General features: G+C 65.3%; 12 protein-coding genes. 4 read left to right on the top strand and 8 right to left on the bottom strand.

Annotated elements, in window-relative coordinates:
* Positions 1 to 165 precede the first annotated feature (165 nt).
* The 7 genes from A7X65_RS15570 to A7X65_RS15540 form a co-directional block, all read right to left on the bottom strand.
* The gene (locus A7X65_RS15570; RefSeq protein WP_063686215.1) at positions 166 to 2,142 is read right to left on the bottom strand and encodes an acetyl/propionyl/methylcrotonyl-CoA carboxylase subunit alpha; all 1,977 of its coding nucleotides are present in this window, start codon (positions 2,140 to 2,142) and stop codon (positions 166 to 168) included.
* Positions 2,139 to 3,755 carry an acyl-CoA carboxylase subunit beta gene (locus A7X65_RS15565; protein WP_063687715.1) on the bottom strand — a complete coding sequence of 539 codons (1,617 nt, stop codon included), beginning with the start codon at positions 3,753 to 3,755 and terminating at the stop codon, positions 2,139 to 2,141. The genes A7X65_RS15570 and A7X65_RS15565 overlap by 4 nt, the downstream gene beginning before the upstream one ends.
* A gap of 102 nt (positions 3,756 to 3,857) precedes the next feature.
* Positions 3,858 to 4,724: a beta-keto acid cleavage family enzyme gene (locus A7X65_RS15560; RefSeq protein WP_063686213.1), complete on the bottom strand. Its 867-nt coding sequence runs from the start codon at positions 4,722 to 4,724 to the stop codon at positions 3,858 to 3,860.
* 199 nt (positions 4,725 to 4,923) lie between these two features.
* Entirely contained in the window at positions 4,924 to 5,727 is an 804-nt protein-coding gene (locus A7X65_RS15555; RefSeq protein ID WP_063686211.1) for a helix-turn-helix domain-containing protein, read from the bottom strand.
* 302 nt (positions 5,728 to 6,029) lie between these two features.
* On the bottom strand, positions 6,030 to 6,686 hold the full coding sequence (locus A7X65_RS15550; protein ID WP_063686209.1) for a glutathione S-transferase family protein: 657 nt from the start codon (positions 6,684 to 6,686) through the stop codon (positions 6,030 to 6,032).
* Entirely contained in the window at positions 6,686 to 7,852 is a 1,167-nt protein-coding gene (locus A7X65_RS15545; protein ID WP_063686206.1) for an acyl-CoA dehydrogenase family protein, read from the bottom strand. The genes A7X65_RS15550 and A7X65_RS15545 overlap by 1 nt, the downstream gene beginning before the upstream one ends.
* A 132-nt stretch (positions 7,853 to 7,984) precedes the next feature.
* A complete protein-coding gene (locus tag A7X65_RS15540) occupies positions 7,985 to 9,121 on the bottom strand; it encodes an acyl-CoA dehydrogenase family protein (protein ID WP_063686204.1) in 1,137 nt (378 codons plus the stop codon).
* 264 nt (positions 9,122 to 9,385) lie between these two features.
* Between A7X65_RS15540 and A7X65_RS15535 the strand changes: the two genes are divergently transcribed.
* Both A7X65_RS15535 and A7X65_RS15530 read left to right on the top strand, forming a co-directional pair.
* A complete protein-coding gene (locus tag A7X65_RS15535; protein WP_063686202.1) occupies positions 9,386 to 10,936 on the top strand; it encodes an acyl-CoA synthetase in 1,551 nt (516 codons plus the stop codon).
* A 72-nt stretch (positions 10,937 to 11,008) separates the two neighbouring features.
* Positions 11,009 to 12,232, top strand: a complete 1,224-nt coding sequence (locus A7X65_RS15530) for an ABC transporter substrate-binding protein (protein WP_063686200.1) — start codon at positions 11,009 to 11,011, stop codon at positions 12,230 to 12,232.
* 94 nt (positions 12,233 to 12,326) lie between these two features.
* Here A7X65_RS15530 and A7X65_RS15525 read toward each other — a convergent pair whose 3' ends face one another.
* Positions 12,327 to 13,091 (bottom strand): helix-turn-helix transcriptional regulator, encoded by a 765-nt coding sequence (locus A7X65_RS15525; RefSeq protein ID WP_063687714.1) that lies wholly within the window; start codon positions 13,089 to 13,091, stop codon positions 12,327 to 12,329.
* Between the two features lie 186 nt (positions 13,092 to 13,277).
* On the opposite strand from A7X65_RS15525, the gene A7X65_RS15520 reads away from it, so the two are divergent.
* Together A7X65_RS15520 and A7X65_RS15515 are read left to right on the top strand one after the other, a co-directional pair.
* Positions 13,278 to 15,542 (top strand): marine proteobacterial sortase target protein, encoded by a 2,265-nt coding sequence (locus A7X65_RS15520; protein WP_063686198.1) that lies wholly within the window; start codon positions 13,278 to 13,280, stop codon positions 15,540 to 15,542.
* 94 nt (positions 15,543 to 15,636) lie between these two features.
* Positions 15,637 to 16,206, top strand: a complete 570-nt coding sequence (locus tag A7X65_RS15515; protein WP_063686196.1) for a class GN sortase — start codon at positions 15,637 to 15,639, stop codon at positions 16,204 to 16,206.
* Positions 16,207 to 16,322 lie beyond the last annotated feature (116 nt).

Raw genomic sequence — 16,322 nt, 5'->3', positions numbered from 1 at the left:
CACCCTGCGAGGCCATTATGCGCCGAAACTTCATTGAAATCATTGAAATTCTCGCCGAACGGCAGGTTCCGTAGGGGGCCAAAGCGAAGCGTGTCCACCACCCCGGGTACGCTTGACCTCCCTGGGCAGGGCGCTTCGCGCCTTTGCCCACCCTACGGTACCGCCTTAGCCGGCTCCGATCTCCGCGACGATCCTGCCCGTCGTGACCTGCTCGCCCTCGGCGACGTCGATCGCGGCGACGATGCCGTCGATGCCGGCCTTGTGGACGTGCTCCATCTTCATCGCTTCGAGCGTCATCACCGGCTGGCCGATGGTGACGCGATCGCCCGGCTTGACCAGGACGGCGACGATGCGACCGTTCATGGCGGCGCGGACCTTGCCGTCGCCGCCGTTGCTCGCAGCGGTCTTCGGTGCTGCGAGGGTGAGATCGGTGACCGCGGCGGGGATGCCGCGGTGCTGCACGTACAGCCGATCGCCATCGCGCAGGAATTTTGCGCTGTCCATCACGCCATCATGGCGGAAGCGGATCGCGTCAGCGTCAAGCTGATCGATCTCGAACTTGTCCTGACGGCCATCGGCAGCGACGGTGTAGCTGCCATCGCGCTCGCGCGTGACTTCGAGTTCGTGCGTGTGGCCGGCGATCTCGATCTTCGCAGGCAACGGAAAGGTGGCGGCGAGACTGCGCCCGCCCTGCCAGGACGGCGCGCGCGGGTTGGTGACGTAGAGCAGCAGGCCCGCCAGCGCCGTGTCGAATGCGGCATCCGCGCGCGGCGCCAGCAGCTCGTCGCGATGCGCGCCAATGAAGGCGGTCGTCACCTCGCCCCCGGCAAAGCCCGGATGGCGCAGGCAGGACATCAGGAAGGCCTGGTTGGTCGTCACGCCGAACGCGGTGAGCTGCTCGAGGCCGACGATCAGCCGTCCCCTCGCCTCCTCGCGCGTGGCGCCGTGGCTGATCACCTTGGCGATCATGGAATCGTAGAACGGCGGGATCTCCGAACCCGGTTGCAGCGCATGCTCGACGCGGATGCCGTCAGGCACCTGCCAGCGCGTCATGCGGCCGGACTGCGGCATGAAGTCCTGTGCGGCATCTTCCGAGCACAGCCGCACCTCGATCGCGTGACCCGAGAACTTGATGTCCTGCTGCTTCACCGGCAATGGCTCGGCGCGCGCGACGCGGAGCTGCAGCTCGACAAGATCGAGCCCGGTGATCGCCTCGGTGACGGGATGCTCGACCTGGAGACGCGTGTTCATCTCCATGAAGTAGAACTCGCCGCTGGCATCGAGCAGGAATTCCAGCGTGCCGGCGCCCTCGTAGCGCAGTGCCTTCACCGCGGATACCGCGACCTCGCCCATCTTCGCGCGCAGCTCCGGCGTGACCGCGGGCGACGGCGCCTCCTCGATCAGCTTCTGGTGCCGCCGCTGCACCGAGCAGTCGCGCTCGCCGAGATGGATGGCGTTGCCGTGGCTGTCGCCGAACACCTGGATCTCGATATGGCGCGGATTCTGGATGGCGCGCTCGAGGATGACGGTGGCATCGCCGAACGCCGCCTTGGCCTCCGATCGAGCGCTGCGCAGCGCATCGGGGAACGAGGCGGCGTCGGCAACCAGCCGCATGCCGCGGCCACCGCCGCCGGCGACCGCCTTGATCATCACAGGGAAGCCGATCTTCCTGGCTTCCGCGAGCATGATTTCGTCGCCCTGATCGGCGCCTTGATAGCCGGGCACGACGGGCACGCCGGCCTTCTTCATGATCTCCTTGGCGCCGGCCTTGTTGCCCATCGCCTCGATCGCCTGCGGCGACGGGCCGATGAAGACGAGCCCGGCATCCCTGCAGGCTTGCGCAAAATCTTCGTTCTCGGCGAGGAAGCCATAGCCGGGGTGAACGGCATCCGCGCCGCTCGCCTTGGCCGCGGCAATGATTGAGGGGATGTTGAGATAGGATTGCGCCGGCAGCGCTTCGCCGATGCGCACGGCCTGATCGGCCTGACGCACGTGGAGCGCATCGCGATCGGCGTCCGAATAGACTGCGACGACGCCGAGGCCCAGCTGCCGCGCGCTGCGCATCACGCGCAGTGCGATCTCGCCGCGATTGGCGACCAGGATCTTGAAGAAAGGGCGGTGATGCACTGATCCGTTCCTCATGGGCGGGCCACCGAGAATTGCATGCGCTGAGGCGTGCGCGTGTCACCCTCGCGGCAGATCGCGAGCACTTCGGACAGGACCGCGCGGGTGTCGCGCGGATCGATCACGCCGTCGTCGAGCACGCGGGCGCTGGTCGAGAACACGTCCATCTGACCGTCGAACACGCCGACGATCTGCGCCTTCATGGCATCGAGCTTCTCTTTCTCGACCGGCTTGCCGCGGCGCGCGGCGGCGGCTTCCGTCACGATCGCCATGGTCTCGGCCGCCTGCTCGCCGCCCATCACCGCGGTCTTGGCGTTGGGCCAGGAGAAGCAGAAGCGCGGATGGAAGCCGCGTCCGCACATGCCGTAATTGCCGGCACCGAAGGAGGCGCCGCAATAGATCGTGATCTGCGGCACCGTCGCGGAGGTCACCGCCTGGATCATCTTGGAGCCGTGCTTGATCATGCCGGCTTCCTCATAAGCCTTGCCGACCATGTAGCCGGTGGTGTTGTTGAGGTAGAGGATCGGCGTGCGGGTCTGGCAGCAGGCCTGGATGAAGTGCGTCGCCTTGTTGGCGCCGGCGGGATCGAGCGGGCCATTGTTGGTGATGATGCCGATGGCCTGCCCCTCGATGCGGGCATGGCCGCAGACGGTGGCCGGGCCGTAGTTGGGCGCCATCTCGGTGAAGTCGGAATCGTCGATGATGCGCGCGATCACCTGCTTCATGTCGACCGGGCGCTTGTGGTCCATCGGCATGATGCCGAGCAGTTCGTCCTGGTCGTAGCGCGGCGGCTTGAACTCGGGAGCCACCTTGTTCGGCCGTTCCCACTCCAGCGCGGCCATGATCTCGCGGGCGATGCGCAGTGCGTCGCGGTCGTCCTCGGCAAGGTAGTCACCGAGGCCGGAGACCTGGGTGTGCATCTCGGCGCCGCCGAGCTCTTCTTCGGTCGCGATCTCGCCGGTCGCGGCCTTCAGCAGCGGCGGCCCTGCGAGGAACGCGCGGGTGCGGCCGCGCACCATGACGATGTAGTCGGAGAGGCCCGTTTGATACGCGCCGCCCGCGGTCGAGGAGCCATGCGTGACGGTGACGACGGGCAGGCCTGCCGCCGAGAGCCGCGCGAGGTTGCGGAAGATGTTGCCTCCGCGGACGAAATCCTCGACGCGGTAGCGCAGCAGATTGGCGCCGGCGCTTTCGACGAGCTGCACATAAGGCAGCTTGTTCTCCAGCGCGAGCTCCTGCACGCGCAGCGTCTTGTCGAGGCCATAGGGCTGCAGTGCGCCGGCATCGATGCCGGCGTCGTTGGCGCTGACCATGCAGCGGATGCCCGAGACGAAGCCGATGCCGGCGATGACGCCACCACCGGGCACACTCTTGTTCGCGTCCGGCACGTCGAACATGTAGCCGGCAAGCGTCGACAGCTCAATGAAGGGCGCACCGGGATCGAGCACCAGCGCGACGCGCTCGCGCGGCAGCAGCTGGCCGCGCTTATGGAAACGATCCTTCGCGGCAGCGGACGCCGCGCGCGTGCGCTCTTCCAGCGCACGCATGCGGTCGATCAGACCGAGCATGCCGTCACGGTTGGCGTGATAGGCCGCGCTGCCGGGGGAAATGGTGTTTTCAAGAATGGACACGTTCAACTTGCTCCGTCGTTCCGGGGCGATGCGCAGCATCGAACCCGGAACCTCGAGATTCCGGGTTCACGCTTCGCGTGCCCCGGAATGACAGGATTTGAGTTACCGATTCGTCCCAAAGATCTTCCGTGCCTCGGCCGGTGACGCGACCTCGCGGCCGGCGCGCCTTGCACAGGCGGCGATGGCTTCGATCAGCTGGCCGTTCGACGTCACCTTCGTGCCGTCGGCGAGATAGAAAGTGTCCTCGAGGCCGGTGCGCAAATGGCCGCCGAGCTCGGCGCAGCGCTGATGCAGCGGCCAGATTTCTTCGCGGCCGATGGCGGTGACCTGAAACTTCGCTTCGGGCCGCTTCAGCTTGATCAGGATCGGCAGCAGCTCGGGGTCCGACGGCATGCCGGACGCAACGCCCATGACAAAATTGTATTCGAGCGGGCCTTTATACATGCCGACCTGGTGATACATGCCGACGCAGCGCACGATGCCGACGTCGAAGCATTCGAACTCGGGGATGGTACCGACCGCGTTCATGACGTCGAGATAGTCCTTCACCTTCTCGACCGCGTTATCGAACATCATCGGCGGCCAGGCCCAGGTGTTGTCGGCCTTCACCTTCAAATAGTTCAGCGAGCCGGCGTTGCAGGCGGCGATCTCCGGCTTCGTTTCCCGGATGCAGTCGAGTGCGCCGGAGTAATTCGGCCCTGACACGCCGGAGGTGTGGTTGATGATCACGCCCGGGCAGGCCTCGCGGATCGCCTGCTGGATCTCCTTGCTGACCGCGACCTCCCAGGACGGCAGGTGTCCCTTGCCCGGCGCCTGCTGGCGCAGGTGGATGTGCATGACGGACGCACCGGCATCGAACGCAGCCTTGGCCTCGCGCGCCATCTGCTCGGGCGTCACGGGCACGTTGTGCTGCTTCGGATCGGTGAGCACGCCGTTCAGCGCGCAGGTGATGACGGCCTTGTCGCTCATGCCAAAAATATCTCGCACGTTGAGAATTCAACGTGGGCGATCATGTGATGCGGGGCATGCGGCTTCTTGCGCGGAGAAGCTGAGACAGGGCGCGCTTTCGTAGGGTGGGCAAAGCGAAACGTGCCCACCGCCTTTGCCAATTGCCGAGAGGTGGTGGACACGGCGCAAGAGCGCCTTTGCCCACCCTACGAGAGCGGTGCTAGCCCGCCTCCGCCAACTCCCGCACCGTCTCGGTGCTGCGATAGATCGCAAGGTCGCGCGAGCCGACGAAGATCGCGCGCGGCTTCAATCCGTAGAAGCGGCGGATCGAATGGCTGAAATGGGTGCTATCGGGATAGCCGATGTCCTGCGCGAGATGGGCGAGGTTGAGGTCCTGGTTGGCGAAGTGCAGCAAATGCCGCGCGCGCTTCCAGGCGCGGAAGGAGCGGAACGAGATGCCGGTCTCTTCCTTGAACAAATGCAGGAAGCGCGAGGCGGAGAGGCCCGCTTCGGCCGCGCATGTATCCGCCGTCACCGGCTCGCCGGAGAAGCGCTCGATGCGAGCGACCGCGCGCGTCACGCGCGGGTCGAGCACGCGGCGCGGCAGAGCCTCGCCGAAGCACATCTCGTCGAATTCGGCGGTGGTGATGTCGCCGTAGCGGCGCTGGCGCAGCAATGCGTAAGCGGCCAGGATCTTGCGGGCATAGGCCGCGCGGTCCGGTCCCATCAGTCGCTCGGCCAGGGCTTCGAGCACGCCATCCGGCATGCTCTCCGGCTCGAGCGTCACGCTGATGGCGGTGCGATAGTCGCTGGCAATGGAATGCCGCTGGTTCGGCAGGGTGACGAACAGCTCGCCGGAGGCGAGAGCGTCATCGATGGTCAGGTGCAGATTGCCCTTCACCGCCACGTAGACATGGCAGCAGCCCGGGGTCCGCTTGCGGGGGCGGCCGAGCAGGCCGGCATAGAACACCCGCTCCGGCGTGATCAGCATCAGATGGTCGGATTCGCGACCGTTATATTCCATTGGGCTCCTCCTCGCGCGGCTCTCTGGCCGCTGCGGACGGAGGTCACCTTAGCGGAAATTTGGGCGCTGTCACGACGGGATAGCGCTGTCATGGACGCGCGAAAGGTTACCATTCCGGGACTGTTGGGAGACGCGCCCGGAACTCTCGTTCACTGTCGTCCCGGCGAAGGCCGGGACCCATAACCACCGCACACAGTTTGGCGAAGGCACGTCGTTCGGTACAACGACCATCCGCAATCGAGAAATTCCGCGGTATGGGTCCCGGCCCCCGTGCGCACTTGCGCGCTAGGCCGGGACGACCACTACGCCCTCACGCGCGGCGCAACATTCTGCTCCTGGCCGGCCTTTTGCTCCGCAGCAACGGCGCGCTTGAAGCCGTCGCGTTGCTGCAGTCGCGCCCAATAGGCTGCGACATTTGGCCCAAAATCCTTGGCGAGCCCGATATTGTCGGCGAGGCGAAGCGCGTAACCGATGACAATGTCAGCGGCGGTGAAGCGGCCCGCGCACAAGGTTTCGGCATTCGCGGTTGCTGCCTCGACAGCGCGCAGCCGGCCCAGGAACCATTTTGCATAGTCGGTGGCGACTTGCGGATTGCGCCGCTCTTCCGGCTCGAGCTGGGTGTATCTGAGCACCAGCGTCTGCGGGAAGGTTAACGTGGCATCGCTGAAATACATCCAGTTCAGGAACGCGCCATAGGCGGGATCGGCGACATCAACCATCAGCGGCGTCGGGGCGTATCTGGTACCGAGATAATGACAGATGCCGGAGGACTCCGTCATCTTCGTCTCGCCGTCGACCATGAAGGGGATCGTGCCGAGCGGATTGAGCGCAAGGTATTCCTTGGCGAAGACGCGCGGCGGGAACGGCAGCATCTTCAGCTCATACGGCAGCCCCATCTCCTCCAGCATCCAGAGCGGACGGAACGAGCGCGCGGCGTCGCAGTGATAGAGCGTGATCATCAAGCGTTCCCCTTACCACTGCCGGTCAGCGTGCCCATCATCTTGCACAAAACCATCAGCATGACTTCGTCGGCGCCGCCGCCGATCGAGGTCAGGCGGCTGTCGCGATAGGCGCGGCTGACCGGCGTCTCGTTGGTAAAGCCCATTCCGCCCCAGAATTGCAAGCAGGCGTCGGTGAGCTCGCGGCCGAGCCGGCCGGCTTTCAGCTTGGCCATCGTCGCAAGCCGCGTCACGTCCTCGCCGGCGACGAGCTGCTCGGCCGCGCGATAGATCAGCGCGCGCAGCAACTCGACCTCGGTCTGCATCTCCGCCAGCTTGAAGTGGACGACCTGATTGTCGAGGATCGACTTCCCGAAGGCCTTGCGATCGCGCGTGTACGCGATGGTCTGGTCGATGATGTATTCGTGCGCCTTGAGGCAGGCCGCCGCGCCCCAGAGCCGCTCCTCCTGGAACTGGATCATCTGGTAGGTAAAGCCCTTGCCCTCCTCGCCGATCCGGTTGCGCTTGGGCACGCGGACATTGTCGAAGAAGATCTGCGCGGTGTCCGAGGAGCGCATGCCCATCTTGTCGAGCTTGCGCGCGACCTGAACGCCCTTGCTCTTCATGGGCACGCAGATCAGCGACTTGTTGCGGTGAACGGGCCCATCGCCGGTGTTGGCGAGCAGGCAGATCCAGTCGGCCTGCGTGCCGTTGGTGATCCACATCTTGCCGCCGTTGATGACGTAATCGTCGCCGTCGGAGCGCGCGTTGGTCTTGATCGAGGCCACGTCCGATCCCGCGCCCGGCTCGGAGACGCCGATGCAGGCCACAAAGTCGCCGGAGATCGAAGGCGCCAGGAATTCGCGGCGCACCTCGTCCGAGCCGAAGCGCGCCAGCGCCGGCGTTGCCATGTCGGTCTGCACGCCGATCGCCATCGGCACGCCGCCGCAGGTGATGGCGCCGAGCTCTTCCGCCATCATCAGCGCGTAAGAATAGTCGAGGCCCGAGCCTCCGAACTCGACCGGCTTGTTCAATCCGAGGAATCCGAGGCTGCCCATCTTCTTGAACAGCGCATGCGCCGGGAAGATGTCGGCTTTCTCCCATTCATCGACATGAGGGTTGATCTCGTTGGCGATGAATTTTTGCAAGCTACGGCGGATGTCGTCATGGTCGGCGGTGAATAGCATTTTGTCAGCTCAGCCCTCGGTATCTCTGATGTGCTCGTCATGGCCGGGCTTGTCCCGGCCATCCACGGCTTGGTCACCCGGCAGAAAGAACGTGGATGCCCGGGACAGCCCCGGGCATGACGGAGAACGCGGCTACAACCCCATCTGCCGGCTGGCCAGATCCTTCATGATCTCCTCGGTGCCGCCGCCGATGGCGTTGACCTTGACCTCGCGGTAGATGCGCTCGGCCTTGATGCCGCGCATGAAGCCGGCACCGCCGAAGATCTGCACGGCTTCCGAGGCGCAGAACGCCATGGTCTGGGTCGCCTGGTTCTTCATCATGCAGATCTCCGCGACCGGGCTCTCGCCCTGCTCCAGCCGCCAGGCCAGCATCTCCAGCATCGCTTGGCTGGCTGCCACTTTCTGCGCCATGTCCACGATCTTGTGGCGGATGACCTGATGCTGGGCGAGCGGCTTGCCGAAGGTCTTGCGCTCCTTGGCATAGGCAATCGCCTCGTCGAGGCAGACGCGCGCGAAGCCGGTGCAGCCCGCAGCCATGCCCATGCGCTCGCTGTTGAAATTCCGCATGATGATCTTGAAGCCCTGCCCCTCCTCGCCGATCAGGTTCTCGGCCGGCACGCGGCAGTCGTCGAAATGCAGCGTCGCGGTGTCGGAGGCCCACCAGCCCATTTTCTTCAGTTTTGTCCTGGACAGGCCGGGCGTGTCGCCCTCGATCAGGAGCAGGCTGACGCCGCCGGCGCCTTCGCCGCCCGTGCGCACGGCAACGGTCAGATAGTCCGCGCGCATGCCCGAGGTGATGAAGGTCTTTTCGCCGCTCACGACGTAGTGATCGCCGTCGCGTCGGGCGCGGGTACGCAGGTTCGCAACATCGGAGCCGCCGCCCGGCTCGGTGATCGCGAGCGCGGAAATCTTCTCGCCGGCCAGCACCTGCGGCAACACGCGCGCCTTGACTTCAGGGCGCGCCGCCCGCGCGATCGGCGGCGAGCCGATAGTGTGGCTCATCAGGCTGGCGCTGACACCGCCGGCGCCGGCCCGCGCCAATTCCTGGCTGGCGACGATCTTCATGAACTGGTCGGCGGCGATCCCGCCATATTCCTCGGGGAATCCGAGTCCCAAAAGGCCGATCTCAGCCGCCTTGCGATAGAGCACGCGGGGGAATTCGCCGGCTTCGTCCCAGTCGTGGGCGAACGGCGCGATCTCCTTTTCGACGAAGCGGCGCATGACGTCCCGGAAGGCGTCGTGCTCGGCGGTATAGAATGGGCTCTTCATCGCAACTCGCCCTCTGGCGGATTCGTCCGGTCCACCATGGCCGGAACGACAGCCGTCCACTTGCGCAGAGTGGCTGACTGGGGAACCGCTCCACGGCAGCTCGCGGCCTAGCAACTCAACGCAAGACGATTTTCACCCCCCACAGGCCAACTCCAAATCAAAAAAAGACGTGGTGCACAAACTCCGGCTGGCCCCAGGGCCACGCCGGGCACGGTGCACAGCGACGGGAATGCAGGCGGCAAAAGACCGCCGAGGGAGGGATTTTTGGCCGTTCGTTACTACGACTGGATCGCCCACCATGGCCGCCGCACACCCGACAAGGTTGCGGTGATCGATCTCGCCAGCGAGCGCCGCTTCAGCTATTCGCAGCTCGACGCCCGCGTCTCGCGGCTCGCTTCGTTCCTGCGCCACAAGTTGAAGGTCTCGCGCGGCGACCGCGTCGCGGTTCTGGCGCTGAACACGACCGATACGCTGGAGGTGCAGTTCGCCTGCGGGCGGCTTGGTGCGATCTTCGTGCCGCTCAACACCCGCCTCACCGTTCCCGAGCTGCAATTCATCACCGGCGACTGCGCGCCTGTTGTGATGATCCACGACACCGATCTCGCCGAAACGGCGCTTGCGGTCGCAAAGCTCTGCAACATCCCGACAAACCTGCTGCTCGGGCCAGGCGGGGCCTATGAGGCCGGCATCGCCGCAGCAAAGCCGCTCGACCGCGCTGAAGAAGTCACGCTCGATGACGTCTCGACCATCATGTACACGTCGGGCACTACGGGACATCCGAAGGGCGCGACCATCACCCATGGCATGACCTTCTGGAATTGCGTCAATCTCGGCGGCCCTGCCTGCATCGGGCCGTCCTCGGTGCTGCTCACCGTGCTGCCGCTGTTTCATACCGGCGGCCTCAATTGCTACACCAATCCGGTGCTGCATGCCGGCGGCACCGTGATGATCATGCGCGCCTTCGATCCCGGCACGGCGCTCGGCCTGATCAACGATCCCGCCCAGGGCATCAACGTGTTCTTCGGCGTGCCCGCGATCTACCAGTTCATGGCGCAGCATCCGGCTTTCGCCACGACCGACCTCGGCAGGCTGATCGTCGGCGGTGTCGGCGGCGCACCGATGCCGGTGCCGCTATTGAAGGTCTGGGAAGCACGCGGCGTCGCGCTCCAGCAGGGCTACGGCATGACCGAGACCTCGCCGGCCGTGCTGGTGCTCGATCGCGAGGATGCGGCGCGCAAGGCCGGCTCCGCCGGCAAGCCGGTGCTTCACACAGAGGTGCGCATCGTCCGGCCCGATGGCAGCGATGCCGCTGTCGGCGAACTCGGCGAGCTCTGGGTCAAGGGTCCCAACATCACGCCGGGTTACTGGAACAGGCCGGAGGCGAACAAGACCTCCTTCACCGACGGCTGGCTGCACACCGGCGATGCCACACGCATCGACGAAGAGGGCTTCTACTACATCGTCGACCGCTGGAAGGACATGTACATCTCCGGCGGCGAGAACGTCTATCCGGCCGAGGTCGAGAACGTGCTGCATCAGTTGCCCGCGATCGCGGAAGCCGCAGTGATCGGTATCTCTGATCCGCAATGGGGCGAGGTCGGCCTTGCCATTGTCGCGGTCAAACCGGGCGAGCGGCTGACCGAGGCGGACGTGTTCGCACATTGCGCCGCAAATCTGGCGCGCTTCAAGTGCCCGCGGCAGATCCGCTTCGTCACGGCGCTGCCGCGCAACGCCACCGGCAAGATCCACAAGCCGACCCTGCGCAAGGAATTCTCCGTCGCTTCGGAGGTCGACAAGAAAGTCGCCAACGCCTGATCGAAGCGCCCCTTGCGGGCGCTTTTCTTTTTTGAAGTGCCTGCCAACCCACAAGAAACCCAAGGAATTTCCATGAAGAACAAGAAACTCTCCCTGCTCGCCGCAGCGGCGGCCCTGACATTGCTCTCGGCCCAGGGCGCCCAGGCGCAGAAGAAATACGATACCGGCGTCACCGACACCGAGATCAAGATCGGCAATGTCGAGGCCTATTCGGGTCCGGCCTCCGCCTATGGCGTGATCGGCAAGACCGAGGAAGCCTATTTCAAGATGATCAACGATCAGGGCGGCATCAACGGCCGCAAGATCAACTGGATCTCCTATGACGACGGCTATTCGCCGCCGAAGACCGTGGAGCAGGTCCGCAAGCTGATCGAGAGCGACGAGGTCTTCCTCGTGTTCAACGCGCTGGGCACGCCGACCCAGACCGCCGTGCAGAAATATCACAATTCGAAGAAGGTGCCGCAGCTCTTCCTCGCCACCGGCGCCAGCAAGTGGAACGACCCGCAGAACTTTCCGTGGACCATGGGCTTCCAGCCGAGCTACCGCGTCGAGGCGCGGATCTTCGCCAAGTACATCCTGAAGGAGAAGCCGGACGCGAAGGTCGCGATCTTCTATGCCAACGACGATTTCGGCAAGGATTATGTCGCGGGCATCAAGGACGTGTTCGGCGACAAGGCATCGAAGCTGATCGTCGCCGAAGAGAGCTACGAGACGTCGGAGCCGTCGATCGACGCGCATATCGTCAAGCTCAAGGGCACCGGGGCCGATGTCTTCGTCAACATCGCGACCCCGAAATTCGCGGCGCAGGCCATCAAGAAGATCGCCGAGCTGGAATGGAAGCCGATGCACCTGATGACGGACGTCTCGGTGTCGATCGGCGCCGTGATGAAGCCCGCCGGCCTCGAAGCCTCCGAAGGCGTGCTGTCGGCCGGCTATTTGAAGGACGCGTCGGACCCGCAGTGGAAGGACGACGAAGGCATGAAGAAGTTCATGGCCTTCATCGACAAGTACATGCCCGGCGCGAACATCTCGGATGCGAATCTCGTCTACGGCTATGCGGCTGCCCAGACGATGGTTCAGGTGCTGAAGCAGTCGGGCGACAATCTCACGCGTGAGAACGTGATGAAGCAGGCCGCCAGCCTGAAGAACTTCGTGCCGGACACGCTGATCCCGGGGATCACGATCAACACCTCGGCCACCGACTTCGCGCCGATCGAGCAGCTCAAGATGTGGCGCTTCAAGAAGGGCCAGTGGGAGCTGTTCGGCGACATCATCAGCGCCGAGCCGAGCGGCTAGCGCGCCGCCGACGGTCCATGCACGGAAGATGGCGGCTGAAAGGCCGCCATTTTTTTATCCATGTCCTTCAAGATGAAGCTATTTCAAGATGAAGCTATGCCGGCAGGAAGAGTGCGAACGGCTCTTCCACCGTGCGGCGCAGATGCTTCCGATACAGGGCGTAATTGGCGTCGTCGGCCGCGACCCGCCCCAGCGACGGCTTCGGAATGTTCTTCAGCGGCACATAGGCGATCGGCGCGGCGATCGGCGTTAGCTGCGAGCCGGGCCCGGCGCGAAGCGTCGAGATGATGCCGTACATCTCGCCGGCAACGGTCGGCCGCGACACCGTGATCACGCGATGCTGGCCGTGCTTGATGATGACGAGATAGATGAAGCCGGACTGGTGGGGAACGGCGACCTCGCCGGTGTGCTCATAGGCGGTATCCGTCCGCTCACCCTCGCGGAAGACCAGCGATGAGACCTTCGGCTCCCAGACGATCTCGGTGCGGTAGGCGAAGATCGCGTCCTTGTCGCCGAAGGACGGGCGCAAGGTGATGTAGACGTCCTCGAGCCAGGTCACCGCGCGATGCGCATAGGAGCCCAGGCTGTCGGGCGCGACGTCGTTCGCGGCCGGCGGCGGCGCCACAACGGCGGGACTTTTGCGCAAGGATACCCCCAGCGCCTGCTCGAGCCGGACCGTGGTCGCCAGCGTGAACGGCCGGCGGCCGCCGAGCACCTTCTCCAGGGTCGACAGGCTGAGCTTGGCCTGCTCAGCCAGGGCCTGCCGGGAGATCCGGCGCCTGGCCAGCTCCTCGCGAATGGTCTCCGCGATCTCGCGGCTCTGCTCGTCCGAAAGCTGCTTGTCGGCCTGCATCTGCATCGTCAACCCTGCCTGGGAGCACCATTCTAGCAGGCCGGACAAAGCAGCACAAAACCGCACATGGCCGCCCCCGCGGCGGGCCCGTCCGGCCGGCGGCGGCGGAACATTGCCGATCATTCTGCTCGCGAAATCCGGCCCTCCCGACCGATGCTGAGGACCAGCAAACATGCTCCGGGAGCAGACCAAATGAGCAGCTACGACACCACCGACAGCGACGAACACCCTCTGCTCAGGGGGCTGATCAAGGTCGGATTGTTTCTCCTCGCGCAGGGCATCGCGGTGCTGCTGGTCGCCTTCGTGGCCCTGCTGGTGAGTTTCGGGACCGGCTGGTCGGCAACGACCGAGCAGGCCGGCCTGCTCCAGCCCGGCGAGGCACGGTCGGGCAGCCTCCTGCTGAAGGAGGACGGCGCCACCACCGAGGCGATCCGCCTCGGGACCGACATCGACATCACGGTCTCCGGTCCGACGCTGCGCGCCCGCGTGACGCAGGTGTTCCGCAACCCGACCAAGGACTGGGTCGAAGCCACCTATGTCTACCCGCTCGCGACCAACGGCGCCGTCGACACGCTGAAGATGGTGGTCGGCGACCGCGTCATCGTCGGCGACATCAAGGAGCGGCAGCAGGCCCGCGTGATCTACGAGCAGGCGCGCAGCGCCGGCCAGAAGGCCGCACTCACCGAGCAGGAGCGGCCCAACATCTTCACCAATTCGGTTACCAATATAGGTCCCGGCGAGACCGTACTGGTGCAGATCGAATATCAGGAGCCGGTCCACCAGTCCGGCAATGAATATTCGCTGCGCCTGCCGCTGGTGGTTGCCCCACGCTACAATCCGGCGCCGATCGTGCAGAGCGTCGACTTCCGCAAGGACGGCTCCGGCTGGGGCGCAACGAATTCGGATCCCGTGCCGGATCGCGACCGCATCTCGCCTCCCGTGCTCGATCCCGCCAAGGCTGCGCCGGTCAATCCGACCAGCATCACGGTGCGCCTGAAGGCCGGCTTTGCGCTCGGCGAGGTCAAGAGCCACCACCACAACGTCAAGATCGAGAGCCCGGACGCGTCGACGCGTGTCGTCACGCTCGCCGATGGCGCTGTCCCCGCCGACCGCGATTTCGAACTGACCTGGAAGCCGGCCGCCGAGAAGGCGCCGTCGGTCGGCCTGTTCCGCGAGCATGTCGGCGATGCCGACTATCTGCTCGCCTTCGTCACCCCGCCCAGCGCCGAGCAGGCGACGCAGAAGCCGCTGCCGCGCGAGGTCGTGTTCGTGATCGACAATTCCGGTTCGATGGGCGGCACGTCCATCGTGCAAGCCAAGGCGAGCCTGCTCTATGCGCTCGGCCGCCTGCAGCCCAATGACCGCTTCAACGTCATTCGCTTCGACGACACCATGGACGTGCTGTTCTCAGCCTCCGTGCCGACCGACCCCGCGCATCTCGGCGAAGCACTCGGTTTCGTCAATGGACTGCAGGCGCGCGGCGGCACCGAGATGGTGCCGGCAATGCGCGCCGCGCTGACCGACAAGCTCGCTGACACCAACATGGTTCGCCAGGTCGTGTTCCTGACCGACGGCGCGATCGGCAACGAGCAGCAATTGTTCGAGACCATCACGGCGATGCGCGGCCGCTCGCGCATCTTCATGGTCGGCATCGGCTCTGCGCCCAACACCTATCTGATGACGCGCGCCGCCGAGCTCGGCCGCGGCGCCTTCACCCATATCGGCTCGGTCGAGCAGGTCGAGGAGCGCATGCGCGGCCTGTTCGCCAAGCTGGAAAACCCTGCCGTGACCGGCCTCAGCGCAAAATTCTCCGACGCCAAGGCTGACATCACCCCAGCGATCATTCCGGACGTCTATCGCGATGAGCCGCTGGTGCTGGCGGCGAAACTCGACAAGCTCGCGGGCTCGCTCGAGATCAAGGGCCGCGTCGGCGACCGCCCGTGGTCGGTCACGCTGCCGCTGCAAAGTGCCGCCGAAGGCAAGGGGCTGTCGAAGCTCTGGGCGAGGCGCAAGATCGGCGATGCCGAGGTGGCGCGCACGCTGCGCGAGATGACGCCCGACGACTCCGACAAGGCGATCCTGGCGCTGGCGCTCGACCACCAGATCGTCACGCGGCTCACCAGCCTCGTCGCCGTCGACAAGACGCCGAGCCGGCCCGCAGGCGAGCCGCTCAGGCTCAGCGACCTGCCGATCAACCTGCCTGCGGGGTGGGATTTCGAGAAGGTGTTCGGCGAACGGCCGCATCTGACGCCGACGCAGCTGCGCGAACGTCATGCCGATGCGCGCAATCTGCCGGCGACGCGACGGCCGACCCCCGCCGCACAAGACGCAGTCCGCCTGCCCAAGACCGCAACCTCGGCCGAGCTGAAGATGATCGCAGGCCTCGTCCTGATCGTGCTCGCCCTGGTCCTGTTCGTGTTCAGTCGGCGTCGGCCCTTGCTCACCGACGCCGCTTGAGAGAGGAGCACCCCGAACTCCTCTGTTAGCGCGCGCGGCTGCCCGTCCCTTTCAACGGCCGCGCGCGCCTTTTTCTTTGACGGATGCAGAACGAATGTCCCGCCTGATCTCTCCGCTCGTCCTTGCCATCCTCGGCCTCATCCTGTTCGGCGACGGCGCCTACATCCACGCCAAGGCATGGCTCGCGCAGGCGCTGCTGGAGCGAGCGTTCGACCGAAGCATCGCGACGGGACAGGCGGTGAAGCCATGGTCATGGGCCGACACCTGGCCGGTGGCGCGAGTGGAGGTCAAGCGGATCGGCGCCAGCGCCATCGTGCTGGAAGGCTCGAGCGGACAGGCGCTGGCTTTCGGACCCGGCCATGTCGACCACACGCCGGAGGCGGGCGAACGCGGGATTGCCGTCTATGCCGCCCATCGCGACACGCATTTCCGCTTCCTGCGCAACGTTGCCATCGGCGATGTCATCGACGTCACGCGCAGCGACGGTCAACATTTTCGTTATCGCGCCGATTCGTCGGCCGTGGTCCGTTTCGATGCATCGGGCATCGAGGCCACGGCGCAGGGTTTCGAGCTCGTTCTCGCGACCTGCTGGCCATTCGACGCCGTCAGTTCCGGCCCCGAGCGCTACATCCTGCACGCAACATTGATCGAAGCCGACAGATAGATCGCCCGCGATCCAGCGAGACGCACCGAAGCGTTGCTCATTCCACCACACGGCATGCCAACTCGCATGGTTGCCACTCCGAAGAACTCCCCATAGAACAGAGTGACGCGCCACCA

The sequence above is a fragment of the Bradyrhizobium stylosanthis genome (genome assembly GCF_001641335.1).
GTDB classification, from domain to species: domain Bacteria; phylum Pseudomonadota; class Alphaproteobacteria; order Rhizobiales; family Xanthobacteraceae; genus Bradyrhizobium; species Bradyrhizobium stylosanthis.
This window is presented reverse-complemented; position numbering and strand designations above follow the sequence as displayed.